This is a genomic window from Lonsdalea britannica (assembly GCF_003515985.1).
Lineage (GTDB): Bacteria > Pseudomonadota > Gammaproteobacteria > Enterobacterales > Enterobacteriaceae > Lonsdalea > Lonsdalea britannica.
This window is the reverse complement of record NZ_CP023009.1, coordinates 3,991,232-4,015,569: the sequence shown is the minus strand read 5'-3', so window position 1 is coordinate 4,015,569 and position 24,338 is coordinate 3,991,232. Positions and strand designations below refer to the sequence as shown.

Annotated in this window: 26 protein-coding genes and 5 pseudogenes; 23 read left to right on the top strand and 8 right to left on the bottom strand. The window is 61.1% G+C overall.

All coding sequences use genetic code 11. The features are described from left to right. Nucleotides 1-8 precede the first annotated feature (8 nt). The 7 genes and pseudogenes from CKQ53_RS18335 to CKQ53_RS18305 form a co-directional block, all read right to left on the bottom strand. Nucleotides 9-383: pseudogene (locus CKQ53_RS18335) on the bottom strand (Mor transcription activator family protein); the annotation flags it as partial. Between the two features lie 37 nt (nucleotides 384-420). Beyond that, nucleotides 421-768 carry a hypothetical protein gene (locus CKQ53_RS18330; RefSeq protein ID WP_118895273.1) on the bottom strand — a complete coding sequence of 116 codons (348 nt, stop codon included), beginning with the start codon at nucleotides 766-768 and terminating at the stop codon, nucleotides 421-423. A gap of 2 nt (nucleotides 769-770) precedes the next feature. Further along, nucleotides 771-1,673 (bottom strand): annotated as a pseudogene (locus CKQ53_RS18325) (ExeA family protein); the annotation flags it as partial. Between the two features lie 195 nt (nucleotides 1,674-1,868). After that, a pseudogene (locus CKQ53_RS18320) lies at nucleotides 1,869-3,612 on the bottom strand (integrase). 20 nt (nucleotides 3,613-3,632) lie between these two features. Then, a pseudogene (locus CKQ53_RS18315) lies at nucleotides 3,633-4,549 on the bottom strand (DUF3102 domain-containing protein). A gap of 17 nt (nucleotides 4,550-4,566) precedes the next feature. Continuing rightward, nucleotides 4,567-4,872: a helix-turn-helix domain-containing protein gene (locus tag CKQ53_RS18310; RefSeq protein ID WP_085651234.1), complete on the bottom strand. Its 306-nt coding sequence runs from the start codon at nucleotides 4,870-4,872 to the stop codon at nucleotides 4,567-4,569. Nucleotides 4,873-4,926: 54 nt separating this feature from the next. Continuing rightward, nucleotides 4,927-5,103, bottom strand: a pseudogene (locus CKQ53_RS18305) (DNA-binding protein); the annotation flags it as partial. A 97-nt stretch (nucleotides 5,104-5,200) separates the two neighbouring features. Here CKQ53_RS18305 and CKQ53_RS18300 point away from each other — a divergent pair. From CKQ53_RS18300 to CKQ53_RS18210, 19 genes are all read left to right on the top strand, one after another. After that, nucleotides 5,201-5,623: a helix-turn-helix domain-containing protein gene (locus CKQ53_RS18300; protein WP_162896316.1), complete on the top strand. Its 423-nt coding sequence runs from the start codon at nucleotides 5,201-5,203 to the stop codon at nucleotides 5,621-5,623. A 206-nt stretch (nucleotides 5,624-5,829) separates the two neighbouring features. Further along, nucleotides 5,830-6,171, top strand: coding sequence for a hypothetical protein (locus CKQ53_RS18295; RefSeq protein ID WP_118894521.1), 342 nt, complete (start codon nucleotides 5,830-5,832; stop codon nucleotides 6,169-6,171). Between the two features lie 2,036 nt (nucleotides 6,172-8,207). After that, the gene (locus tag CKQ53_RS18290; protein ID WP_085651237.1) at nucleotides 8,208-8,552 is read left to right on the top strand and encodes a putative holin; all 345 of its coding nucleotides are present in this window, start codon (nucleotides 8,208-8,210) and stop codon (nucleotides 8,550-8,552) included. Nucleotides 8,553-8,554: 2 nt separating this feature from the next. Further along, nucleotides 8,555-9,190 (top strand): transglycosylase SLT domain-containing protein, encoded by a 636-nt coding sequence (locus tag CKQ53_RS18285; RefSeq protein WP_085651238.1) that lies wholly within the window; start codon nucleotides 8,555-8,557, stop codon nucleotides 9,188-9,190. Beyond that, nucleotides 9,180-9,815, top strand: a complete 636-nt coding sequence (locus tag CKQ53_RS18280) for a hypothetical protein (RefSeq protein WP_085651239.1) — start codon at nucleotides 9,180-9,182, stop codon at nucleotides 9,813-9,815. Before CKQ53_RS18285 ends, CKQ53_RS18280 begins: the two co-directional genes overlap by 11 nt. After that, the gene (locus CKQ53_RS18275; protein ID WP_026741167.1) at nucleotides 9,812-10,129 is read left to right on the top strand and encodes a hypothetical protein; all 318 of its coding nucleotides are present in this window, start codon (nucleotides 9,812-9,814) and stop codon (nucleotides 10,127-10,129) included. Before CKQ53_RS18280 ends, CKQ53_RS18275 begins: the two co-directional genes overlap by 4 nt. Before the next feature lie 32 nt (nucleotides 10,130-10,161). Then, the gene (locus CKQ53_RS18270; protein WP_244200980.1) at nucleotides 10,162-10,440 is read left to right on the top strand and encodes a hypothetical protein; all 279 of its coding nucleotides are present in this window, start codon (nucleotides 10,162-10,164) and stop codon (nucleotides 10,438-10,440) included. A 668-nt stretch (nucleotides 10,441-11,108) separates the two neighbouring features. Further along, nucleotides 11,109-11,240: a hypothetical protein gene (locus CKQ53_RS18960; protein WP_276330735.1), complete on the top strand. Its 132-nt coding sequence runs from the start codon at nucleotides 11,109-11,111 to the stop codon at nucleotides 11,238-11,240. After that, nucleotides 11,240-11,713, top strand: coding sequence for a Gp37 family protein (locus CKQ53_RS18260; RefSeq protein WP_085653712.1), 474 nt, complete (start codon nucleotides 11,240-11,242; stop codon nucleotides 11,711-11,713). The genes CKQ53_RS18960 and CKQ53_RS18260 overlap by 1 nt, the downstream gene beginning before the upstream one ends. After that, nucleotides 11,710-11,907: a hypothetical protein gene (locus CKQ53_RS18255; RefSeq protein ID WP_085653711.1), complete on the top strand. Its 198-nt coding sequence runs from the start codon at nucleotides 11,710-11,712 to the stop codon at nucleotides 11,905-11,907. The genes CKQ53_RS18260 and CKQ53_RS18255 overlap by 4 nt, the downstream gene beginning before the upstream one ends. Beyond that, entirely contained in the window at nucleotides 11,897-13,321 is a 1,425-nt protein-coding gene (locus CKQ53_RS18250) for a phage tail sheath subtilisin-like domain-containing protein (RefSeq protein ID WP_085653710.1), read from the top strand. Before CKQ53_RS18255 ends, CKQ53_RS18250 begins: the two co-directional genes overlap by 11 nt. Then, complete coding sequence (locus tag CKQ53_RS18245) at nucleotides 13,321-13,842, top strand: phage major tail tube protein (RefSeq protein ID WP_094118897.1); 522 nt, start codon at nucleotides 13,321-13,323, stop codon at nucleotides 13,840-13,842. The genes CKQ53_RS18250 and CKQ53_RS18245 overlap by 1 nt, the downstream gene beginning before the upstream one ends. A gap of 423 nt (nucleotides 13,843-14,265) precedes the next feature. Further along, the gene (locus CKQ53_RS18240; RefSeq protein WP_094118898.1) at nucleotides 14,266-14,586 is read left to right on the top strand and encodes a phage tail assembly protein; all 321 of its coding nucleotides are present in this window, start codon (nucleotides 14,266-14,268) and stop codon (nucleotides 14,584-14,586) included. Next, entirely contained in the window at nucleotides 14,537-14,668 is a 132-nt protein-coding gene (locus CKQ53_RS18235; protein WP_071999740.1) for a GpE family phage tail protein, read from the top strand. The genes CKQ53_RS18240 and CKQ53_RS18235 overlap by 50 nt, the downstream gene beginning before the upstream one ends. A 221-nt stretch (nucleotides 14,669-14,889) precedes the next feature. Continuing rightward, nucleotides 14,890-17,535: a phage tail tape measure protein gene (locus tag CKQ53_RS18230; RefSeq protein WP_094118899.1), complete on the top strand. Its 2,646-nt coding sequence runs from the start codon at nucleotides 14,890-14,892 to the stop codon at nucleotides 17,533-17,535. After that, nucleotides 17,535-18,428 (top strand): phage tail protein, encoded by an 894-nt coding sequence (locus CKQ53_RS18225; RefSeq protein WP_085653706.1) that lies wholly within the window; start codon nucleotides 17,535-17,537, stop codon nucleotides 18,426-18,428. The genes CKQ53_RS18230 and CKQ53_RS18225 overlap by 1 nt, the downstream gene beginning before the upstream one ends. Beyond that, nucleotides 18,428-18,640 (top strand): tail protein X, encoded by a 213-nt coding sequence (locus CKQ53_RS18220; RefSeq protein WP_085653705.1) that lies wholly within the window; start codon nucleotides 18,428-18,430, stop codon nucleotides 18,638-18,640. Before CKQ53_RS18225 ends, CKQ53_RS18220 begins: the two co-directional genes overlap by 1 nt. Continuing rightward, entirely contained in the window at nucleotides 18,628-19,770 is a 1,143-nt protein-coding gene (locus CKQ53_RS18215; RefSeq protein ID WP_094118900.1) for a phage late control D family protein, read from the top strand. The genes CKQ53_RS18220 and CKQ53_RS18215 overlap by 13 nt, the downstream gene beginning before the upstream one ends. 130 nt (nucleotides 19,771-19,900) lie before the next feature. Continuing rightward, a complete protein-coding gene (locus tag CKQ53_RS18210; RefSeq protein ID WP_094118901.1) occupies nucleotides 19,901-20,476 on the top strand; it encodes a phage baseplate assembly protein V in 576 nt (191 codons plus the stop codon). 559 nt (nucleotides 20,477-21,035) lie between these two features. On the opposite strand, the gene CKQ53_RS18530 is transcribed toward CKQ53_RS18210, so the two are convergent. Continuing rightward, complete coding sequence (locus CKQ53_RS18530) at nucleotides 21,036-21,191, bottom strand: hypothetical protein (RefSeq protein ID WP_162896315.1); 156 nt, start codon at nucleotides 21,189-21,191, stop codon at nucleotides 21,036-21,038. 65 nt (nucleotides 21,192-21,256) lie between these two features. Here CKQ53_RS18530 and CKQ53_RS18200 point away from each other — a divergent pair, with 65 nt between their 5' ends. From CKQ53_RS18200 to CKQ53_RS18185, 4 genes are read left to right on the top strand one after another with little or no spacing between them, the layout of a single operon-like run. After that, the gene (locus tag CKQ53_RS18200) at nucleotides 21,257-21,604 is read left to right on the top strand and encodes a GPW/gp25 family protein (RefSeq protein WP_085653702.1); all 348 of its coding nucleotides are present in this window, start codon (nucleotides 21,257-21,259) and stop codon (nucleotides 21,602-21,604) included. Continuing rightward, complete coding sequence (locus CKQ53_RS18195) at nucleotides 21,595-22,707, top strand: baseplate assembly protein (protein ID WP_118894515.1); 1,113 nt, start codon at nucleotides 21,595-21,597, stop codon at nucleotides 22,705-22,707. The genes CKQ53_RS18200 and CKQ53_RS18195 overlap by 10 nt, the downstream gene beginning before the upstream one ends. Next, nucleotides 22,700-23,275 carry a phage tail protein gene (locus tag CKQ53_RS18190; protein ID WP_085653700.1) on the top strand — a complete coding sequence of 192 codons (576 nt, stop codon included), beginning with the start codon at nucleotides 22,700-22,702 and terminating at the stop codon, nucleotides 23,273-23,275. The genes CKQ53_RS18195 and CKQ53_RS18190 overlap by 8 nt, the downstream gene beginning before the upstream one ends. Beyond that, nucleotides 23,275-24,336 (top strand): gp53-like domain-containing protein, encoded by a 1,062-nt coding sequence (locus tag CKQ53_RS18185; protein ID WP_118895271.1) that lies wholly within the window; start codon nucleotides 23,275-23,277, stop codon nucleotides 24,334-24,336. The genes CKQ53_RS18190 and CKQ53_RS18185 overlap by 1 nt, the downstream gene beginning before the upstream one ends. Nucleotides 24,337-24,338: the final 2 nt, after the last annotated feature.

Genomic DNA, 24,338 nt, shown 5'->3' with positions numbered 1-24,338 from the left:
TCGGCGGCGGTGTCGCTGGCGGCGCCGCCCTCAAACAGCGAGCCTTGAATGCGCGCCTGCTCCTCTTTGCGGACGCGTTTGACGACGCTGTAGATCCACTGTAGCGATACGCCGTATTTGCGGGCCAGATCGTGGTGATTTTTGCCGTTGAAGTCGCTGAAGATCTCCTGGTCGCGCTGGCTGACTCTCCAGGCCATTCCCATCGGGAAGTAGACGTTTTGTCCGCCCCACACCTGCATCATCCGGCTGGCCACGGCTTCGCCTATCTGGTCGGCGGTGCGGGTGTCGATATCGACGGCCTCGTGCAGAATGTTGGCGGTGTGCTGTGCAAGCTCGACCAGCAGCTCCGGGCCTTTACTGCGAAAACTGTTGCTGTTTGTCATGATGTATTCCTTTCCTTAATGTCAAAAACAATGGATTTCACTGCGATTCTCCGTTAACGGAGGATGGACGACCGGCGCGGACGCCGGTCAGGGTCTTATTGACGGGTTCCTCCCGTGTCGTCCGACGCGCGGCGTCGGTGTTCAGCGGCGTGACGGTGGCATCGGCCACCCGCACGCCCTGATCTTCCAGCAGCATGACCAACTGGTCGTTGGCGGACTCGATCAGGTCCGGCAGCCCCGCGCCGAGCAGCTGGGTCATCAGCAGGGTCATCTCCTCCTCGTGGTCGTCCAGCTCCGCCGTGACGGCGCAAGACAGGTCCACCGCGCTCAGTCCGCGCGCCGCTTTTTCTTTTTTGTGCGTAATGTTGATGATGATTTTGGCCATGATTAGAGTCCTTTAATAACGTCTGAATTGATGAGGGGGATGCCGATGCTGGCTGCCAGATTCATGGCGGCGATCATCAGGTTGCCGATAGCTAAGGGGTAAAGCAGGCTGACCGCATGGCGGCCGCTTGCATGGAAACAGAGGCGGGCGCGGAGGGCGTCCAGCGCGCCGTCGTCGAGAACGTCGTCGAGCGCTTTGCCGACGCGGCCCAGTTTGAAGCTGAGGAAATCCGCCAGCGCCCCGTCCAGCGGTCGCAGTTCGACCACTTCGCAGCGTTGCACGACTTCGCGCACCTCGGGGTTGCGTTCGCTGAGTTTGGACGCCAGCTCCGGCTGCCCGATCAGCACGATGGACAGCAGTTTTTTGAAGCCGCTCTCCAGCTCGAAAAATCGCTTGAGATGCTTGAGCGTGGGGATCGGCAGGCTGTGCGCTTCTTCGATGATCAGCACATGGCTGTAGCCGCTGCGGCTGCTGTCGCGCAGCACCCGGTGCATCTGGCGGAAGCGGGCGTCCTGCGTGCGCTTGATGGGTTCGAGCGGCGCCAGCGTGCTGATCACGGCTTCGGCGATGCCTACCGCTTTCAGCGTCTTGCCTTTAACGTCGTTGTCTTCCATCGCCAGCGTGTACGGCTCGATGACGACGACCGGGGCGCGCTCGCGCTCCAGCCGGTCGATCAGGTCGCGGCGCAGCGTGGACTTGCCCGCGCCGGACTCGCCGATCACCGCCATGAAGCCGCCGTAGCACGCGGTCTGGTGCAGCGCTTCCCGCACATAACGAATGTCGGGCGTGACGAACACGTCTTCCGCGCCTTGCAGCGCGTCTTCCGCGAACGGGTCGCGAAACAGTCCGAACGCTTTGCGGGTTTCGGGGTGCAACACCTGTTTTTTCAATAACATCCTTGCCTCCATCACGCTGAATGAACGCGTCCTGACGGCGTGCCGTCGGGGCGTTGTGCGGTCTCGCGTGGTCTGTGCGACGTGCTTTCACGCCGAAAAAAGTTGAGCGTCCCCTGGGCGGCGCGATATCGCGTCGCTCTGGGTCGGGGGAGGGCGGCCTGTTGCGGCGGCCCGGTCAGGTTGCGGCGCGGTCGCGCTGAGAAATTACGGCCCGTTGACGATGCGGGCGGGCGGCGTCAGCAGTTCGTCAGCCAGCGTCTCCAACGCGTCGATCGGCACGCCGTCGGGATAGCGGGCGGCCAGTTGACGATAGTGCGCCGAGGTCCAGCTCTGCCGCTGGCTCAGGAAGCGCTCGCGCAACAGGCGGGCGGCTTCGACGTGGCTCAGCGGACGCTGCTCCACGCGCGGGCGCGGACCGGAGATGGCTGGCCGCGACGCGGCAGGTAGCTCGGCAATTCGGCGTCGTCGATATGCTTATACGGGTCGAGCCGTCCGCCGAACGGCAAGGGCGTGGCGACGGCGGGCGTCGGCGGCATCCGTCGCGCTGTCGGTCCCGGTGATGCGCCGCTCCAGCTCGGCTTTGGCCGTCTGCGCGGGCGTGGCGGCCTGCGCGCGGAAGCGTTCGCCGATGACGGGCGCGGAGGCCGCGAAGCCGTAGGCGTCTTTCTCGACCTCTTCGACCTGCCAGTAGTGCTCGTAGCCGTCCTCGCCCATCATCACCACCTGCGCGCAGCGGCTGCGCCACGGGTTGCGGGTGATGCGCAGCGTCTGGCCGACATCACGTCCGGCAACCGACGACACGTCGTACTCCACGCCGCGGAACGAGACGCGCAGCTTCGGCGTCACCTTGCGGGTATCCGCGCGGAGACCGCCAGTTTCGCGCAGACGTCACGCGACGGCGCTTCCACCAGCTCGCTGTCGCTGATGTTCAGCCACGCGGCGGTGCGCGTCAGCCCGGTGCGGCTGTGGACGGCGGTGGCGTTGAAGTGGCTGCGCCATTTGGCGGCCAGCGCGTTCAGCTCTTCCAGGCTGTGGATCGGCTGGAACTTCAGGCCGGGTTCCAGCTTGCGTTCGATGATGTCGCGGGCTTTCTCGACCTGGCCGGTGCGCGGGCGGAGTGCGCCTTGTGGGCGATCAATTCGATGCCGAGCGACTGGCACAGGTTGCGGGTCATGCTCGCGTATTGGCGGAGCCGGGATCGAGGTAGAGATGCGCGGTACGCCGTGCAGGACGTCGGCGCCGCCGCGCGCCTGCATCGCGTTGATCAGCACCGAGCACAGGTTCTCGCCGGACTCCGCGCCCATCACGTATTCCACGTAGATCCAGCCGGTGGCGTGGTCGGTGATTTCGTAGCTCCACACCCGGTCGCTGGCGATGCGCGCCAGGTTGGCGGGCTTGTTTTTGTAGAAGCGCGCGCTGTCCATCACCTGTAGCCCTTTGCGGCCGTTGCTGAGGTAGTAGAGCGTGCAGAGCGACGCGTCGATTTCCCAGACGTGGTTGGGATGACGGCTTGCCAGTTCGGTGACCGGCGCGGGGGCGCTCAGCTGGTCCGGATGCAGGCCGTAGCTGCGCAGCGCGCGGCTCAGCGTGGAGGCGGACAGCGGGATGCACTCGCCGGTGGTCGGTCCATGCGGCTGGCGTCGATCAGGCCGTTGGCGCGCAGCGTGTCCGCCGCGTCGGCGATGGCGTACAGGCGTTTTGCCGTTTTTACGCGTCGCTTCCATCAGCGTGGCGGCCAGCAGCGCGGCTTCGTCGCGGGTCAGCGCGCTGTTGCCGGCGTCGCTGCGCTGCTTGCGAGGGCGGCGGGGCATCGCCACGGTCTTCAGCTTGCGCAGCAGGGTGCCGCGGGACATACGAGTTCGGCGCAGGCGGCGTCGTAGATCGGACCGCGTTGGCCGTGTCCGGCTTCGCGCGCGGCGCGGGCGACAGCGACCAGTTTTTCCGTCAGGCGGCGTTCATCATCACTCCTCAGACCGTCTCGACGTGGGGCAGGCGAGGTTCCGGGGCATCGAGCCAGGCCGGTTTCAGGCTGGCGTTCGGCGCATCGTCCAGAAAGAAGCGCTCGCGCAGCTGGTGGATAGCGCGCTCCAGCTGGCACAGCAGGCCGTTCATGAACTCGGTGGCGGCGACTGGAGGCTGTTTTCGCTGATGTCGACCAGCGCGCTGAAGCCGGCCTGCAGTTTGCCGAGCAGGTGCGCTTCGGCGTCGAAGGCGATGGCGCCGACTTCCGCCCGCAGCTGCGCGCTCTGCTGGTCCGGCTCCGGCGGCTGAATGCGGGACTTTTTCTCCAGCCGGGTGGCCAGTTCGTCGATTTTGCTGTTTTTATCGGCCAGCACCCGCTGCTGCGCGGCGCTGTTTTCGCGGGATTCGCGCAGGGCCGCCTTCAGTTCTCGGCTGGTCATGCGGTCGATCTCGTCGAGCGTCGCGCCCGCCACCGTGCCGCCTTCGGCCAGCTGATCCAGCTCGTCGTCGTCCAGCACCATCAGTTCATACAGCTTGGTTTTGCCCAGAACGCGCAGCGATGAGCGCTTTGGCTGCGTGCTGTCGCCGTAGCCCAGAAACTTGACGCTGGCCTGCATCATGCGGCGCGCCACCTGCGGCGCGAGTCCCAGCTCGTTTTCCACGATGGTCGTGAAGGTGCCGTGCGGTTCGTTTTCTTTGAGGATCACCAGGCGTTTACCGGCTTCCAGCATCGCTTCCGCGCTTTGCGCCATGTAGAAACGGGCTTCGTGCACGATGCGGTCGCGCTCGTAGGGCAGACCTTCGCCGTACTGCTGCATGATGCGCGTCTGGTGCTGCGACAGCGCGTTCAGGTTTTCGTCGAGATCGCGGGCCAATGCGGCATCCGCAACTAATTCAAGCGGTGGAGTTTTTATTCTTGCCATGTGTGTGAGTCCTTCTACTACCGGCTGCCGGCCAGCAAACGCTGGTTCATTTCGTTGATGCGGTCTTGAGCGCGAGCGACTTCGTTGGCATGAGCCTGAGCGATTTGCAGGGTTTGCATGCTCAGTGCGAAACGCCCGTTGTCCAGCCGTTGCGCCAATCCTTCTTCGATCAGGGTGTGCAGCGCGCGGTGGATGTTGGCGGGCGACTCGTCGAGCGCCGCCGCCAGTTCACCGTTCGAAACGCCGCCGAGCGTGTGGCCGCGCAACGCCTTGAGAACGCGCAGAATACGAACGCCTGCGCTGGATACGTTTGCCTTGCTCATGCCACATTCTCCTTTTTTTAATATGTGATAATCTGTTACGCAGGTTGATAACCATCAAACGGGTTGAGGCGCTTTCAGGCCGAGTTTCACTGCAATTTCATGGCCTTTTCCGTATTTCGCCTTCGTTAGTCCATTCAGTACGCGGTAGACGTCTGAGGGGCGGTAGCCGTTTTCCTCGGCCCAGCGGTTGAATGTCCAACCGTTTTGCCGGAACAGCTGTTTGACCTGCTCGGGGTTTTCATCGAGATGGCTCCTTTTTCTACGAAGAAAGTGTTTATTTGTTCAATAGATTTTGTGAACTTTAGTTCTCATTGTCAATGGGGTTTTTGTGAACTTTGATTCTCTTTGTGCTCAGCGTCTGAAATCTGAGCGAAGTCGGCTAGCGTTGAACCAGGGCGAAGCCGCGGCCAGATGCGGCGTGTCTCGTGAAATGTGGAGCAAATATGAGCGCGGCGTTGCGGTGCCAGGAGGCGATGTGTTCGCCGCGTTTGCACAGTCGGGCGCTAACGTGCAATTCATTTTGACCGGCGAGCAGGGCGCGTCTTCGGAGACGCGTGCTGGCGCATTGGATGCGGAGCTGCTCGCAAAAATTGTCCTAAAATTGGAAATGCTGGCTAAACAAGCGGGACGACGCTGGACGTCAGCGGAACTCGTATTACAATCAGCAAAAATATATAACTTCCTAATTAAAGAACCTGCTATCGATAATGATAGGATTGATAGCGTGCTGAAGTTGGTTATAAATCATTGATAATATAAAGGACTAATCATGGACAGAAGAGATAATGAATTACAGGAGCTTGCAGATCAGGTCGCGGGCAGTTTAAAAATGCTTCCCCAAGAGAACCTGGATCGACAAATAACGATAAGCGTCGGGGGGATAATCCCGGCTCCATACATGTCGGGTCCGTCGTGAATATAAATCCCGCGCCGGTAAGACCCCCTGAGTTGCACGAGATGGATGACCGAACTTTACTGAATATGAAAAAAGCCCTGATATCAAACCGTAATGAATCCTCGCGCCGCTGTTATTTCAATATCCCGTGCATCCTCTTATTCGGATTGATTTCTGGCGCGTTTATTTTTGTTCTGTGGAATATTTTTCTTATACTCCACCAAAAACCCACCTTGTTAGATTTAGACGAAAAGAAACTGATTATTTATGCCAGCTGGGTATGTTTAGTGACGCTGGCAGGTAAAAATCTGGAGAAGATCCGAAAAATCGAATCCCGGATAGCCACGGAAAATCAGACTATTATTGATACTATCGATGTCATCTTGTTTCGCCGAGGCAGGTAAGGGAAACACCTGACGCCTTGCGGAGTCCCCTGAAGCCATATCGCGCGGTGGGAGCGGTTTTATCCCTGATTTCCGTGCCGAGCACAGACATTCATCATCTTTGCCGAAGCCATTTAATGGCGCCGTAACGTATTCGCTTTTCGGCGATGTGCGAAAATAGGTCGGCGCGGCCGGACCATAAAATAAGCGAAGGCGATATAAAGACTCTGGATAGTCAATATCAACAATAACCGCAGGCTGATGTATTTATTGAATTCATTGTTACTTCCCTGGAATATACCAATAAAGTTCCGCATGGGAGCGTGGGCGGCAACAGCACCCTCCCGGGCGGAACCTGGCCCTTCTTATGATGTCATTTGTCATGTTGTTCGAACACGGACCGCCACCCGATAACGTTGCGACGCGCGGGCGGAATAGCGATGTCATCATGATGCTTCGCCGTTCGCCGCATAATCCGCCTTAGCGCCCATTCTGGCGCTCGCGGTTCCCCGTTGGCACGCGGGACGGCGAGTGATGTCAGCACGGTGCCGCCGTTTCGCTCTTCTTCGGTGGAGGGGAATTTCCGACGCGTTTGCGTCGGCAGATCGCTACGCCCGGCATACGCTCAACACCAGAGCGTATCCCAGGCGTAGACGGGGCGGCAAGGCGGTGTGAAAACGCGGAATAAACGAACGCTCAATCATGCCTCTCTTCCTGATTTCCCCCGGACAAACGTGCTAGCGTGTTGCTCTTTCCCCCTTAATGCCCCTGAAGTGTTGGCGTCATGATGATGTCCTTACGACCCGTTTTAACGGTACTGCTTTCCGCCAATCTTCTGGCGTGCGCGCCCTATGATTATGATGCGGAGCGAAACAGAAAAACCGTCACTCCCTCGCCAATCCCAGGCTATCTCCATGATAAATAGTGGAATTTCATCAAAAGTCGCCGTATGGAGCGTGTGAGTCAGCAGGCGTGCCGTGAGTACGGTTCGAACTGCGGGCGTCCTTTCGGTTGGTCGCCACTCGTCGGCCTGCCGCTACGGTTGAAAACTGACGGGTGGGGGACCACGCGGTGTCAGCGAACGGGATGATGGCCGCTGCGAGGGGTTGCTGCCGCCGATATCCCCGAGCGCGACGCCGCTGATATCTCGCACGTACGCTGAATCCCTGTGGCGTCCACGGGCGGGACGAGTGCCTCTGCGAGGGGTTGCTGCCGCCGATGTCCCCGAGCGCGACGCTGCTGAGGTGTCGCGCGAACGCTGAATCCCTGTGGCGTCCACGGGCGGGACGAGTGCCTCTGCGAGGGGTTGCTGCCGCCGATGTCCCCGAGCGCGACGCCGCTGATGTGTCGCGCGAACGCTGAATCCCTGTGGCGTCCGCGAGCGGACCGAGCGCCGCCGGGAGAGCGTGACGTCAGGCCGCGCGCCCTCTCGATCATCCCTGCGCCGACTTTCGGGCATACCCGACGGACGCGCGCAGGGCGATGTCGACATCAGGGACAAGATCGCGTCCGCCGGTAGGAAAACAGAAAAGGGCGAAGACGTCGCTGGCGGATTTTTATTCGAGCGTCTACGCTTGGCCGTTGTGTAAAAACTGGCCGGACTCGTTGTGATATTGCAAGTGTCGCCTTTCCGATACGGGCAGAGTGCGTCGGTGTCGCGATTGTCGCTTTTTTCATGCGGGCAGGTGGCGTCGGTGTCGCGATTGTCGCTTTTTTTATGCGGGCAGGTGGCGTCGGTGTCGCGATTGTCGCTTTTTTTATGCGGGCAGAGTGCGCCGGTGTCGTGAGTGTCGTCTTTTGAAGACGGGCAAATAGCGCCGGCGGTGGTCTATCGTGATTGCCCGATGTTGAGCGCTTTGGACGTTGTGCGGTTTTCACTTCCAGAGCCTGTTTTTCGCATCCCTCGATTTGAATTTCTGATGATTTTCCTTCCGCTCTGAACAACGCCAACCTTGAGCCACGCGGCCTGCAAGGGTATGGACGCTATAATCTCGTTTACAATCTCCCCCGATCGTCTCCGTAATGCTGTGTGTATTTCACTTCTCAAGGAGACTGTTATGCAAAGTAAAAAACGCCGCATCATGCGGCTTGAACGCCTGTTGGGCTGGCAACTGACGGCGCTGCTGCTGCTAGGGCTGATCGCGCTGGTGTCGCCGCAGCAGCTGTCGGTGGTGATCTACAAGATCTCGCTGATTACGCTGGCGGCGGTGCTGGGCTACTGGCTGGATCGTTCGTTATTCCCGAAGGCCTCGTTGGGGCAGTATCTGGAGCACGATCCGGAGCAGATGGCGCGGGGGCATTATCCGGTGCGGGCCGGTGCCGAGCAGGTATTCGCCGCCGTGTTGCTGCGTCGCGCGATTATCGTCGCGGCCGTGTGTCTGTCTGTGGCGACGGGGTTGTAATCATGTTGTCGCCACAAACCGTGGGCCTGCTGTTGTCCGCGCTGCTGTTGGCGTCGTGGGCGGGCGCTCCGCGCTCCGCTCGCGCTGACGATCAGGCGCCTGCCGCCGCGCAGCGCTATCGCAGCGAGCTGATCCGCAGCGCTCGACTGGAGTGGGGGCTGTCTGCGCCCGTGGCCGACTTCGCCGCCCAACTGCATCAGGAGAGCGGCTGGAATCCGCAGGCGGTGTCGCCCGTCGGCGCGCAGGGGCTGGCGCAGTTTATGCCCGCCACCGCCGACTGGGTCAGCGGCATCATGCCCGAACTCAAGACTAATCAACCCTTTAATCCAAGCTGGGCCATCCGGGCGCTGACGCACTACGACCGTTGGTTATGGGAACGTCTGCGCGGCGACGACGCCTGCGAACGCATGGCGATGACGCTATCGGCCTACAACGGCGGACTCGGCTGGGTGCAGCGCGACCGGCGTCTGGCGGAGAAGCGCGGGCTGAACGGCCAGCGCTGGTTCTCCCACATCGCCGGCGTCAACGCGGGTCGCAGCGCGGCCAACTTCCGGGAAAATCGCCACTATCCGCAGCGCATCCTGATGGAACTGGCGCCGCGCTACCTGACCTGGGGAGGGGCCAGCTGTGTTCACTAATCTGATCCCCTGGCGCTGGCTCGGCGCTTTCGCACTCGTGCTGCTGCTGGCCTTTGGCCTGTACTACAACGGCTATACGCGCGGACACGCTCAGGCCGCCCGCGACGGCGAACTGGCGCTGAGCGAGTTGAAAAACCGTCACGAGCAGGCGCTGTTGGCGCAGGCCGAAGAGGATAACGAGGCCCTGACGGCCTGGCAGCAGCGCTATCAAGAGCAGGTTGTTTCAGCGGCGGAGGCGGAAAAGCGCTATCTCGCCACCGTCTCCGACCTGCGTCGCACCCATCAACAGCTACAGAGGAAAATTGATGATGTTACCCATCGTTGGCAAGATGAACGCGGCCAGAGTCACGCTATCGAGTGCGTGTTTACTGCTGGCTTCGTGCAGCAGTACAACGCCGCCTACGGCCTGTCTTCCCTCACCGCCGATGCGGGAAACCCCGCCGCCGCTGCCCGCCGCGCTGGCAGCGCGTCCGGAGCCGTTGCCGCCGTTGATCCCCGGCTACGCGATTCCGGCGTCGCCCAACGCGATCTCCTCGCTCACGCCACTGAAACCGGCGCCGCCTATCGACGGCTCGCCGCCCAGGTGAATGCGCTGCTGGACTATATCGCGGGGCTGGAGAGATGAAGGTCGAGATTGAATTCTGGACGCTGGTCGGCCTGCTTCTCTCCTTCATGGGCTTCGTTTTCGCCGTCGCGAAGATGTTTTTTGCCCAAATGGAGAAGCGTCAGGCCGAGCAGTTCCTGGCGCTGGACACCAGTTTCAGGACCAGCATGGGCGACCTCAACAGTCTGGAGCGCGAGTTTATGGCGTTCAAGGCCGATCTGCCGCTGAACTACGTCCGCCGTGAGGACTACATTCGCGGACAGACGGTGATTGAAGCCAAGCTCGACGCGCTCTACAACAAGTTGGAGCTGGTGCAACAGCATGGGAGATCCTAGCGGTGGAAATGTCTCGATTGCGTCAGGAGTCCATGCGTTGGCATGTCCTGGTGACGCTAAGCCGTGCGCGGCCGTATCCCGTCAGCCTGTTTTTTCTGCTGGAGGTGATTCGCGGGATATATCCCGATGTGACAGCGCCCGAATTGCGTAGGGCGCTGGACTATCTGACCGAAAGCCATACGGTCTCGGTCAAACCAGAGCCATATGGCAGCGGGACTGTGAGCCTGACCCGCCTTGGCGCGGATCTGGTCGACTATACGGTCGACAGCCTGCCCGGCATCGCTCACCCCACCAAATATTGGCACGACTAAACCTCAAGCGTCTCCGCGCGTCGTCTTCGTCGTGGAGACGCTTTTTTCATTCGGCGACGTCATTCCACACTTTCCACTGTCGCTATTCTCCGACAACGTCATGCTGATGTGTTCGTCTATTTTGGCCTGTGTCGTTTAAACCCGACGGCTGAAAGCGGTTGTCTCCCTTTTCTCCGGGCTTTTGTCGCCAGCGCCCGACGGCTGGATATCGATGTCTCTGTTTGCTTAGGGTTTTGTCGCCAGCACCCGACGGCTGATAGTCGGTATCTCTATTTGTTCAGGTTGTTGTCGCCTGAACCCGACGGATGGGCGTGGGATTGATACCTGCTCAATCGCTGTTATTTTCTGGCGACATTTCAAATGCTGCTCTCACCAGTCACCAGTCACCAGTCACCAGTCACCAGTCACCAGTCACCAGTCACCAGTCACCAGTCACCAGTCACCAGTCACCAGTCACCAGTCACCAGTCACCCACACCCACACCCACACCCATTACGCGCCTGTCCGACCCGTTTTTCGGGCATTAAAGAGTAAGGATGTTGCGACGGACCACAACGCAGTGAAAAATCGCAACTTATTGATGTGAAATGTGTTTTTAAATAGGGTTAAAAGCCCAGCCCCCATTTTCCCGCGATACTGACCTCAGTTTACGAAAACAGGACGGTGTCATGCAGTCGATTCAATTTGTTCAGTTCACAACGCGTACCGCGCGGCGCGGCGACGTGCTTCCGGTCTGTGAGCGCTGCGGCGCTCAGACGGCGAACGGCCTATGCCGCGGCGCCATGCGGGGGAACGCGTAATGGACGTCTCACCGATGATTGATGCCGTGGTTGCCCGGATTGCCGAGGCCTTTCCCGGCTTGCAGGTGGAATCTTTCCCCGGAAAACCGGCTGAGTACGTCCTCAGCCATCCTGACGGCGCGATTCTGGTGCGCTACGCCGGCTCTGCGTTCCGCAAGCCGGAAGAGTGCGGGATCGTGCTGCAAACGCAGCTTGTCAAGCTGCGCGCCACCGTCGTGTGCCGCGAATCCAGCGGACAAAACGGGGCCGTGACCGTACTGGATGCGCTGCGGCGCTTGCTGTGCGGACTCCGGCTCCCGAATTGCAGCCGCAAAATCCGGCTGAAGAAAGAGACGGTCGTCGGCAAGGGCAGCAGCGATGGACTGTGGCGTTACACGCTCCGGTTCACCGCGGAAACCCTACAGACCGAAGACGCGTCGCTGCCCGACGGGCCATTACTCACACAAGCCACATACAAGGAAAGCGAAACATGAAATACCGCTACACCGGCCCGACCAGCGGCGTCACGCTGGCTGACGGCACCGAAGTGCTGCTGTTTCCCCAGCGTGCTGTGGAACTGCCTGCCGAGCATGATTACGTGAAAACGTTGGTCGCTCTGGGCCTTCTGCAACCGTTGGAAAACGGCGCTTCTATCACTACTAACGATGAGGTAAACCATGGCAGCTAACTATCTGCATGGGGTCGAAACCGTTGAGGTCGAAACCGGCGCTCGCCCGATCAAGACCGTCAAATCCGCGGTCATCGGCCTGATCGGCACCGCGCCCATGGGGCCGGTCAACGACGTCACGCTGTGCGTGTCTGAAACCAACGCGGCCCAGTTCGGCTCGCAGGTCAGCGGGTTCACCATCCCGCAGGCGCTGGACGCCATTTACGACCACGGCGCCGGTACGGTGCTGGTGATCAACGTGCTCGACCCGGTCAAACACAAGACCTCCGTCGGCAACGCCTCCGTCACGTTCGACAGCACGGGCGCAGCCCAGCTGATCAACCCGGTGGTCTCCAACCTGGTGCTGCGTAAAAACGACGCCGCCCAGCCGTACGTGGAAGGTCAGGACTACACGCTGGATGCGCAGACCGGGAAAATCACCCGCGTCGGCACCAACATCGACAGCGGCAGCACCGTGATCGCCAGCTACGACTTCGCCGATCCGACGAAAGTCACGGCCGCCGACATCATCGGCAGCGTGAACGAAGCGGGCAACCGCACCGGCATGAAACTGCTGAACGACACCTACAACGCCTTCGGCTTCTTCGCGAAGATCCTGATTGCGCCGGTGTACTGCACGCAGAACAGCATCGTGACCGAACTGGTTTCTCTGGCCGACAAACTGGGCGCCGTCGCCTATGTCGATGCGCCGATTGGCACCACGTTCCAGCAGGCCATCAGCGGCCGCGGACCGACTGGCACCATCAACTTCAACACCAGCTCTGACCGCGTGAAGCTGTGCTACCCGCACGTCAAAGTCTACGACGCGAACACCAACAGCGAACGTCTGGAGCCGCTGTCTCAGCGCGCCGCCGGCCTGCGCGCCAAGGTGGATAACGAGAAAGGCTACTGGTGGAGCAGCTCCAACCAGGAAATCTCCGGCATCACCGGCGTAGAACGCCAGCTGTCGGCCATGATTGACGACCCTAACTGCGAAGTGAACCTGCTGAACGAACAGGGCATCACCACGGTGTTCAACAGCTACGGCAGCGGCCTGCGTCTGTGGGGCAACCGTCAGGCGGCCTGGCCGTCCGTGACCCACATGCGCAACTTCGAAAACGTGCGTCGTACCGCTGATGTGATCAACGAATCCATCCGCTACTTCAGCACCCAGTTCATCGACCAGCCGATTAGCCAGGCGCTGATCGACGCGCTGACCGAATCCGTCAACGCCTATGGCCGTACGCTGATCGGCAACGGCGCGCTGTTGGGCTTCAAGTGCTGGTACGACGCCGCGCGCAATGAAGAAACCGAGCTGGCCGCAGGCCATGTGCTGCTGAGCTACAAGTTCACGCCGCCGCCGCCGCTGGAACGTCTGTCTTACGAATCCGAGATCACCTCCGAATACCTGGTGACGCTGAAGGGGAATAGCTAATGGCTAAAATCGAAGTCAATCGCATCACCAATGCGAATATTTATCTGAACGGGGCGAATCTGCTGGGCCGCGCGGAAGAAATCAAACTGCCGGACATCAGCATGATCATGCAGGAGCACAAAGCGCTCGGCATGGTGGGCAAAATCGAACTGCCTTCCGGGTTCGACAAGCTGGAAGGGGAGATCAAATGGAACTCCTTCTACCGCGAAGCGATGCTGGCCACGGCCAACCCGTACAGCGCGTTGTCCTTGCAGTGCCGTTCCAGCGTGGAACGCTACACCGCACAGGGCCGCGTCGACGAAGTGCCGATGATCACCTACCTGACCGTGATGTTTAAGAAGAACCCGCTGGGTACCTTTAAACCGCACGAGAACGCGGAGTTCAGCTCCAGCTTCAACTGCACCTACGTCAAACAGGTGATGGATGGCGAAGACATCCTTGAGCTGGATTATCTGGCCAACATCTTCATGGTCAACGGCGTCGATCAACTGAGCGACTACCGCACCAATATCGGCGGCTAAGGCCGCGTCGCCTGGGGACGACAGCGAATTTTAGACTGTCTTCATCAGGCGACACCCCCGGTCGCGGCTGGCCCTCACGGCAGCCCGACCGATCTGAGAATACCCGCGCCGTGCGGCTTTGCCGGGCGAGCGCACCGGTTCTTACGAGAGCCGACCCGTTTGGGCGAGCGGTACGATTTCGCCGACCGGTGTTTTGATGGTTACCGGTTTTTTCTTTGCCGGGCGGCCATCTCCGACCGACGAAAACGCGGCAGAACGCGCATTCGGTTCGGAGGCGGCACGCCAGCGGGCGAAGGCAGGCGAAGCGTACAGACGACCTGAAAGGGAAAATAAACACGAACGTCGGTGAAACGCCGACCTTTTATCACGAATACCGGCTATCTGCCTCGGCGGCTAGCCCTACATCACACTCTGGAGCACACGATGTCCGATAGCGAAAAGTACCTGTTGCAGTTTCCTTACACCACGCCGGCTGGCGAGCGTCTGACTGAACTGACGCTGACGCGCCTGAAGGCCAAAGACCTGAAAGCGGTCATGAAACTGACCGACAACGCGTCCGACTGGGACAGCCTGCTGCTGGCTCGCGCCAGCAACATGGTGCCGGAAGATCTGGATGAAATGGATCTGGCCGACTTCATGGAGCTGTCCAAACGATTTCAAAAACTGTCTAGCGTGGCTAAGTCCGAAGGGACTGATGGAAGCACAGGCGCTGCTGGCGAGGTGGTTTCGGTTTCAGCCGAGTGAGCTGAATAACTTAACGATCGACGAGTTGGAAGACTGGCTGGAGATGGCCAGGGACCAGATTAAACGTGAGCACGGCGACTGAAGGAGGGAATACCGAGACACGCTCCGCGCGGCGTCGGACGAGAGGAATAGAGTGACAGGCAGACTCTGCCGACCTCCGTCCGAGCCCCGCCTCAGTCGCCGCCGCGCGGGCCGTTCGCAGCCCGTGGCCAACGTCGGTCGTTTTCCCTTCCTGCCCGACCGGGCACCGCCGTATCCCTCTCGCGATCCCTTTTTTTTCATTGGCTTAAGGATAGAACGATCATGGCCAACTTCGATGCATCCTCCAGCGGGGCCGCCGCGTTTCGGCAGTCGCTGCTAGAATATCGCCGTTCGATGGAGTCATTCGACCAGGCGTATCAACGCATGATGACGTCGCAGGTGCGGGTGATGGAGTCGATGGCGCAGGCCGCGAGTCAGGGCGCCCGCCATTTTCAGCGGCTCAACGACGGCATGAAAGATGTCAGCCGCACGCAGGACACCCTGATTTCGCAGCAGACCCGGCTGCAAACGCTCGGCGAGAAATACGAGGCGCTGTCTCAACGGCGGGAAGCGCTGCGCGCGGGCTGGTCTGAGTCCGTCGCCAACGTCAAAGAGACGGCGGCCCCTGTGGTCGACGGGGTCAAGGGCTATGCGGACCAGCAGGCCAGCCTCAGAAATATCACCGTCAGCAACGGGCTGTCCGGCTCGCAGGAGCAACAGATCGCCGCCGCGCTGCGGGAATTCTCCTTGCAAACCCATCAGCGCCAGTCCGTTCTGACGAGCGGGCTGGAGACGCTGATCGACGGCGGCGTCGACCCGATGAAGGGGAAAGATCTGCTGGGCGTCGTCGGCACGGCCGCGGCGGCTACGCAGGCGGATATCCAGCAGATGGCGCGCGTGGGCGCGGCTTTCAACACGCTGAAATTCGATGGCAAACAGGCCGTCACCGGCGCGTTCGACCACATGCTCTCCGGTGCGAAAACGGGCAACCTCGACGTGGCCTCGCTGTCGTCGTCGCTGCCGGGTCTGGCGCGCGGCTTCGAACAGAACGGTATGACCGGCGACGCGGCGCTGAGCCAGATTGTCTCCAGTCTGGCGGTCGGTAAAGCGGCGTCGGGCAGCGACGACACCGCTGTCGCCAATCTCAAAGGGTGGCTGGACACCATCAACAGCAACGACATCGGCGAGCGCTATGCGTCGGCGGGCGTGAACTATCAGGCCTCGATGGCGGACTACATCAAACAAGGATTCTCCACCTACGAAGCCTCGCTGATGATCGGCCAACGTCTGATTGACGACAAAGGCGAGAAATTCAAGCAGGAGTGGCAGGCCGCCGTGGCGAAGGGCGACATGTCCACGCAGGAACGGCTGATGGCGAAGTCCGGCCTGTCCAAGGTCTTCGACAACAACCAGGCGGTGTCGCACCTGCTCAATATGCGTCAGAACTGGAGCGGCTATCAGCAGAGCAAGCAGGCGATGCTCAGCCCGGCGGCGGAAGGGACGACCACGCGCGATGCGTCGGCGCAGAACAATACGCTGAAGGGGCAGTGGCAGCACATGCAGGTGGCGGGCGACAACATGAGCCTCAGCGTGGGCGAAGCGCTTGCGCCAGCGCTGATGGCGGTCGGCAACGCCGTGATGCCGGTGCTGGACGGTTTCTCGCGCTGGATCCAGCTGCATCCCGGCCTGATTCAGGCTGTCGTCGTGGCCCGACAGGCGTTTTCCGTCTTCAAAGCCGCGATCAGCGGGGTGCGCTATGTGCTGAACCTGTTGCAATCGGGCCTGACGCTCGCGCAGTCCGCCTCCACTCGTTTCGGGGGCGCGCTGGGGCGCGGAATGTCGGCGGTCGGCCGGTCAGTGATGAGCGGAATGCGCTCGGTGTCGGGGTGGGTGCGATCCGGCCTGACCGTGGCGCAGTCCGGCATCATGCGCTTTGGCGGCGCGCTGGGGCGCGGCCTGTCAATCGCCGGACGGGCGGTGATGGTGTTCGGCCGTGCGCTGTTAATGAACCCCATCGGCCTGCTGATTACCGGTATCGCGATCGGGGCTTACCTGATTTACCGCTACTGGGAGCCGATCAGCAACTGGTTCAGCGCGCGTTGGGAAGACATTAAAAACGCCTTCCGGGGCGGCATCGGCGGCGTGGGAAAACTGCTGCTCAACTGGTCGCCGCTCGGCATCATTTACAAACTGTTCGCGGGCGTTCTGCGCTATTTCAACATCAACCTGCCGAGCAACCTGAGCGAAGCGGGCGGCAAACTGATCGGCGCGTTGTCGTCGGCCATCAGCAGAAAATGGGAGAGCGTCAAAGCCGTGTTCAGCGGTTTCGGCGGCTCGCTGAGCCAGTGGGCCTCCGAGCTGTGGGAAGGGCTAAAAACCAATTTCAGCGGCGGCATCGGCCGTCTGACCCAAATCCTCGTGGACTGGTCGCCGCTCGGCATTTTCTACAAGCTGTTCTCCGGCGTTCTGAGCTATTTCGGTGTGGATTTACCGGCCAGCTTCAGTGAGTTCGGCAGCCAACTGATCGGCTCGTTGATCTCAGGCATCACGGATAAATGGGAGAAGTTGAAAAGCTTTGTCTCGAATCTGGGCAGCACCATCAGCAGCTGGTTTAACGATGAGGGGAAGGACGACGACAATAGCGCGGATAAAACGATCACCCAGCGTGAACACCCCGTGGTGACGCCGCCGCCGGCCCGCAAGACCGTAGACGATGTGCCGCAGATGCCCGCGAATGGCGCTAACGCCAGCGCGAAAGCGGGGACGGGCGAGGGGCTGAAGCTGACGTTCTCGCCGACCATCCATGTCAACGGCCAGCCCGCGACGGCGACGCCGGACATTAAAAACGCGCTCAATCTGAGCCTGCATGAACTGGAAAAAATGATGCAGAAGGTGATGGAACAGCAGCAACGCCGGGGGTACGCATAATGTTTGCCGTATTGGGAGATATCGAATTCGAGCTGATCGCCTACTGGGACGGCTTTGAGGCGCAGTTCGGCGCGGATTACGCCGAACACGCCCGCATTGAGGGCAAGCCGGGCTTGCAGTTCATCGGCGAAAAGCTGGATGAAATCAGCATCAGCCTGGTGTTCAACCAGATGTTTTGTACGCCGGACGTCGAGCTGGCGCGGCTGCGCAACCTGCTGCGCTCGCATCAGGCGCAGGCGTTGGTCTTCGGCAACGGCGACTATCGCGGCTGGTTCGTGCTGACTCAGGTGCGCGCCACCAGTCAGCAGACCGACAAGTCCGGCAACGTGCTGGCGCTGACGGCGGAAGTGACGCTGCGCGAGTACGTCGGCGACCCGAAAAATCCGTTGGCGATGCCCGCCGTCAACACCGGCGTGCCGAATAGCCAAACGGTAGCGACGGCGACGGCCGCCGCGTCCGGCATCGCCAGCGCGATCCGCACGGCGGTGGGCTACGTCCGCACCGCGCAATCGGTGGTGAAAAACGTCTCTGCGGTGGTGCAGACGGTGCAGAAGATGAAGAACAATCCATCGCAGGCGCTGGGACAGGTGCCGACGCTGCTCACACAGATCGGCACCGCCGTTGAACCGTTGCAGAAAGCCATGCCCGCGCTGGCGACGGTCACGGCGACCTTCCCGGAAGTCAGCCGGGTGGCGAAGGCGGCGGATCAGGCCATCACCTTTGTGAAGAGCGCCCACAAGGCGTTGTCGGGCATTAACGTCAGTACCATTGACGACCTGTCACCTGCGCTGGACGTGGTCGCCACGCAGCTCAGCGCCGCCAGCGACACGCTGGAGAAAGTCGCGCCGGTCGTGAGTTCGCTGACCGCCGCTATCACGACGAGGAGGATTTGATGTTTATCGAGCACATCACCACGCAGGGCGAGCGCTGGGACGCGCTGGCCTACCGGTACTACGGCGATCCGCTGGGCTATGACCGCATTATCGCCGCCAATCCGCACGTGGCCGTCACGCCCGTGCTGGCTTCCGGCATCATGCTGTCGATCCCGGTGATTGAACAGGCTGACGTCGTGCTGACGGAGGACACGCCGCCGTGGCTACGTTAATCGCTCAACCGGCCGCGTCGACGGCCAATCGTGAAGTGCCGCAGCCGATTTTCACGCTGTGGTATCTGCAAAAAGATATCACCAACGATATCGCGCCCTACGTCACGCGGCTGACCTACACAGACGGCATCAAAAACGAGTCGGACACGCTGGAAGTGGAGCTGGACGACACCGACGGTCGTTGGATCGACGCCTGGTATCCGGGAAAAGGCGACACCCTGTCGCTCAAACTGGGCTATCGCGGCGACACCTTGCGGGACTGCGGCGCATTCAGTATCGATGAAATCGAGGTGCGATCGCCGCCCTCGACCGTCTCGATGCGCGGGGTGGCGACGTCCGTCAAAACCGCGCTGCGCACCAAGTCCAGCCGGGGATTCGAAGGCACTACGCTGGCGGCCATCGCCAACCGTATCGCCAAAAAACACAAGCTGGCGCTGGTCGGCAGCATCGCGCCGATCACGTTTGACCGCATCACGCAGTACGCGGAAACCGATGTCGCTTTTTTGCGACGGTTGGCCAGCGAGTACGGCTATGCGGTGAAGGTGACCAGCACCCAACTGATCTTCTCGCATCTGGGCGCGCTGCGCAGCCAGACGCCGGTGAAGACGTTCACCCGCAACGACGTCGCCAGCTTCTCGATGCGCGACACCATCAGTCACGTGTACGAAGGGGCGAAGATCAAGCATCAGGACCCCGCGAAGAAGCAGTTGGTGACCTACAAGGCTGACGGAACGCAGTCCGGCGACGACAGCGCGACCAGCGCGGATACGCTCAACGTCAACAGCCGGACGACCGGCAAAGACACGGCGGAGCTGAAGGCCAACGCGGCGCTGGATCAGCACAACGAACAGCAGGAGAGCGGGCAGCTGACGCTGATGGGCGCCACCTCGCTGATCGCGGGCAACAAAATTTCGCTGAGCGGTTTCGGCCGCTTTTCCGGCGACTGGTTGCTGAATCAGGTGCGGCATTCGCTCACGCGCGACGGCGGTTACGTCAGCGAGCTGGAGATTGTCCGCGGTCCGGTGACCAAGGGCGCTCGCAAGGCGACGACCGGGCAATCCAATACGCTGTCCGTCTATCACCCCGACGGCAGCACGACGCAAACCACGAAAAAAGAGGGCGCATCATGATGAATGCGAGCCACGAGTCCGTCCGCGGTCTGTTGACCCAGAGCGCCTGCGCAGCGATAGCTCGCAGATTGACGATGCCCCATCACCGCGAGGGCGGTTTTCATCTAACGATGGGGAGAGAGGAGCACGTATGACATCGTTACGCGTTGGCACCGTGAGTGCCGTTGATGCCGCGGGCGTGCGCGCCCGTGTGCGGCTGCCGGAGTGCGACAACCTGCGCACCGCCTGGCTGGAGGTGTTGCAGCGCAACACGCAGAATAACAAGGACTATTGGCTGCCGGACGTCGGCGAACAGGTGCGTATTTTGCTGGACGACAATGGCGAAGACGGCGTGATCCTCGGCGCGATTTATTCGAGCGTCGATACGCCGCCGGTCAATAACGCGCAGGCGCGCGGCTGCACCTACTCGGACGGCGCGGCGTTCTATTACGATCGCGCGACGCACACGTTGACGGTCAATGGCGGTATTCAGCACATCGTCATCGAAACGCAGGCGGATGTGGTGGTGAAAACACCGCGCGCTACCGTCGACTCGCCCGACACAACCTTCACCGGCAATGTGCTGGTGCAGGGGAAGCTCACCTATCAGGGCGACATGGTCGGTACGGCGGCGACTATCCAGGGCAACGTCACCGTCAACGGCAACGTCAGCGCCACCGGCTCCGTCATGGACGCGGGCGGCAACTCCAATCACCACTCACACTGACCGTCACGCGGGGAGGGCGGGGATATCAGCCCCGTCTTTCCGCCATCGGGCGTATCAGCGCCGCTGGCTCCGTCATGGATGCGGGCGGCCATGCTCATCGCCGGTCGCACGCGTGTTTCAGCATGATCTGTAATCACACACCAAATTGAGTGTGTCTTGATGCTCGATGAGGGTTGCCCTCCGCGAAGCGCGGTCATACGCTGCGACACCCGACACCCGACACCCGACACCCGACACCCGACACCCGACACCCGACACCCGACACCCGACACCCGACACCCGACACCCGACACCCGACACCCGACACCCGACACCCGACACCCGACACCCGACACCCGACACCCGACACCCGACACCCGACACCCGACACCCGACACCCGACACCCGACACCCGACACCCGACACCCGACACCCGGCACCCGACACCCGACACCCGACACCCGACACCGCCCATTTCCCGTTCGCCTTCTGCGATATCCGCGTTTTCCGTTGACGGTTCTATCCATTCTCAATTCTTCCGCGTCACCAGAGCGCCGAGTCTGTTGACGGTGATGGAGACTCATTTTTGCTTTTTTGGTTTTTTTCCAGACTCGTTATCGCCCATTTTCGACCCGTTTTGCTCGCTAGTTTCACGCACGTCGGGCGGTTTTTTTACTGTTTCCCGGCCGCGCAATCTGTCTTGGGCGAGGGCGTGAAAATCGCGTTTTTTCGTCATGCCTCATCATGCACCTTTAACTGTGTTTACAAGCCCTGGCGCGGGCTGGCGGGGATACTGACCGTATGAAAACGAACTCAATCTTCTGGCAACCGGCACTGCAACACCCCGGCGATTTAGTCGAGGGCACCGCCGATATTGCTCAATCCATTTTCATTATTCTGCGCACCCCGCGCGGCAGCGACCCGCATCGTCCGGAGTTCGGCAGCGATTTGCATCGCTACCTCGACTACCCCATCGACCGGGCTATTCCGCACGTGGTGCGGGAGTCGGTTGAGGCCATCAAACGTTGGGAGCCGCGCTGCAAACTGCTGGGCGTGAAACCCACGGTGGACGGCGAACATCTGACGCTTCGGGTGCAGTGGCGCACGGTCGCAGGCGTGGAACAACAAACGGAGCTGGTATGGCGTTAACAACAGAGCCTGTGTTTATCGAACGTGATGCAGAGGCGATCACGGCTGAAATGATTGCCCGCTACGAGGCGGACAGCGGCAAAACCCTTTACCCGGCGCAGGCGGAGCGCCTGCTGATCGACCTGATCGCCTATCGCGAAATGCTATTGCGCAGCGCCATTCAGGATGCGGCCAAGCAGAACCTGGTGCGCTACGCGCGTGCGCCGATGCTGGATTATCTCGGCGAGCTGGTGGGCGTTTATCGCCTGGCCGCGCAGTCCGCGCAGGCGATGCTGGCATTTAGCGTCGACTCCGCGCCGCTGACCGACGTGCTGATCCCGGCGGGGCTGCGGGTCAGCGCTTCCGATAGCGTCATTTTTGCGACCGATACTGACGCCGTGCTGAAAGCCGGCACGACGAGCATCACCACCACCGCGACCTGCGCTGACGCGGGGACCGTCGGCAACGGCTGGCAGCCCGCGCAGATCAGTACCCTGCTGGACGATGTGAGCGATCTCCTCGACCTGGCGGTCAGCAATTTGACGGCCACCAGCGGCGGTTCCGAACAGGAAGACGACGAGAAGCTGCGCGAACGCATCATGCTCGCGCCCGAAGCGTTCAGCACCGCGGGTTCCCGGCTGGCGTACCGCTATCACGCGCTGAGCGCGCACCCGGACATCGTCGATGTCGCGGTGGTGTCGCCGACGCCGGGGACGGTCGAGCTGTACCCGTTGATGTCCGGCGGGCTGCCGGATGCTTCGGTGCTTACCGACGTCGAGAGTCTGTGCTCGGCGGAGAAGGTGCGTCCGCTGACCGACACGGTCACCGTCAGCGCGCCGGAGCGGGTGGATTATGCCATCCATGCGCAACTGGTCATCAAGCGCGGCGAGTCCTCCGAGTCCGTGAAAGCCGCGGCGGAAACCGCAGCCGCCGCCTGGGTTCAGGCGCGGGCGGCGACGCTCGGCAAAGACATCGTGCTCAGCCAGATCATGGCCGCACTGTCGGTGAACGGCGTCTACGACGTGTCGCTGACTTCGCCCACGCAGTCGCTGACGGTCGAAGAGCATCAGTGGGCGCACTGCACCGGTATCGAGATCGTGGCGACGGGGGTGTCGGATGAGTGATCTGCCTCTTCCTCCGCCGCTGGCGGGGGACGCCAGCCTGACCGCGCTGGCGAATCTGGCCGAGCGCTGGGATGAGCTGGATCTGTCGGCGCTGATGGTTTACCTCGTCGATATCGTCGACAGCAGCGCGCTGGACGCGTTGGCCGAACAGTTTTCGCTGAAGGAAGACGGCTGGGTGCTGGCGGAGTCGGAAGACGCGCGCCGGGCGATGATCAAAACCGCTATCGAAATGCATCGCTACAAGGGTACGCCCTGGGCGATCCGTGCGGTGATCCGCAGTCTGGGCTTCGGCGAGGTCGAACTGATCGAGCATATCGGACGCCTCAATTACGACGGCGAACGCCGTTACAACAACCTGTTCGTGTACGGCGACGCCAGCAAATGGGCGGTTTACCGCGTGCTGTTGCAGCAGCCGATCACCAACGATCAGGCGCAGATGCTGCGCCGCACGCTAGAGGCCATCGCCCCCGCGCGTTGCCATCTGGCCAGCATCGAATATACCGCCGTGCCGATTCGCTACAACCGCACGGCAATCTATGACAATAGTTACAACTACGGGAGTGCCTAATGGCAGAGTTAACAGAAAAAGCCGAGTGGACCGACGGTATATACCAGTTGGAAACCTCGGACCCGGTGGTGGGCGGCCCCGGCGGGATATCCAACCGTCAGGCGCAGGAGCTGGCCTATCGCACCCGCTACCTTAAAGACAATTTGGACGCGACCAGCGCCGGTCTTTCGCAGCACGAATCCGCGGCCGACCCGCACACGCAGTACGCGCCGAAGCTGAATCCGACCTTCAGCGGCATGCCGAAAGCGCCGACGCCCGCGAGCGACAGCAACAGCGATCAGCTGGCGACGACGGCGTTTGTGAAAAGCGTGGTGGCCGCGCTGGTCGATGGCTCTCCGGCGGCGCTGGATACGCTGAAAGAGCTGTCCGTCGCGCTGGGTAATGACCCGCACTTTGCGACGACGATAACCAACAGCATTGCGCAAAAGGCCCCGCTAAACAGCCCAGCGCTGAGCGGTACTCCCACCGCGCCGACCGCCGAGGCGAGCGTGAATACCACGCAGATTGCGACAACGGCCTTCGTGAAGTCGGCCATCAATGCGCTGGTGGACGGTTCGCCGGAAGCGCTGGACACGCTGAAAGAGCTGTCAGCGGCGCTCGGCAACGATGCCAACTTCGCCGCCACGGTGACGAACTCGCTGTCCGGCAAAATGGAAAAAGGTCAAAACGGCGCGGATATCCCGGATAAAGCGCGTTTTCTCGAAAACCTTGGTTTAGGGGAAGCGGCAAAACGCGGGGTGGGAACCGGTCAAAATCAGATCCCGGATATGTCGTCTTTTGCGGGTTTGAATGACTTCAACGGATGGCGACTTTTGCCTGGTGGACTGATTATTCAATGGGGGCAAAGCGTAACTGGGGCCGCCTCGCCGGTAACGGTCAATTTTAATATCCCATTCCCTAGCTATGCGTTTTGCGTGATGGGCTGCATTTACGATGATGTCAATCCGTCAAACACAACTCTGCGACGTAAATCGTCGCCAGTACCGCACGCAAGCGCACAGTTTTTTTTAAATAACGGCACAGCAGCCACCGCGATCAACTGGTGGGCTGTTGGAATGTGAGG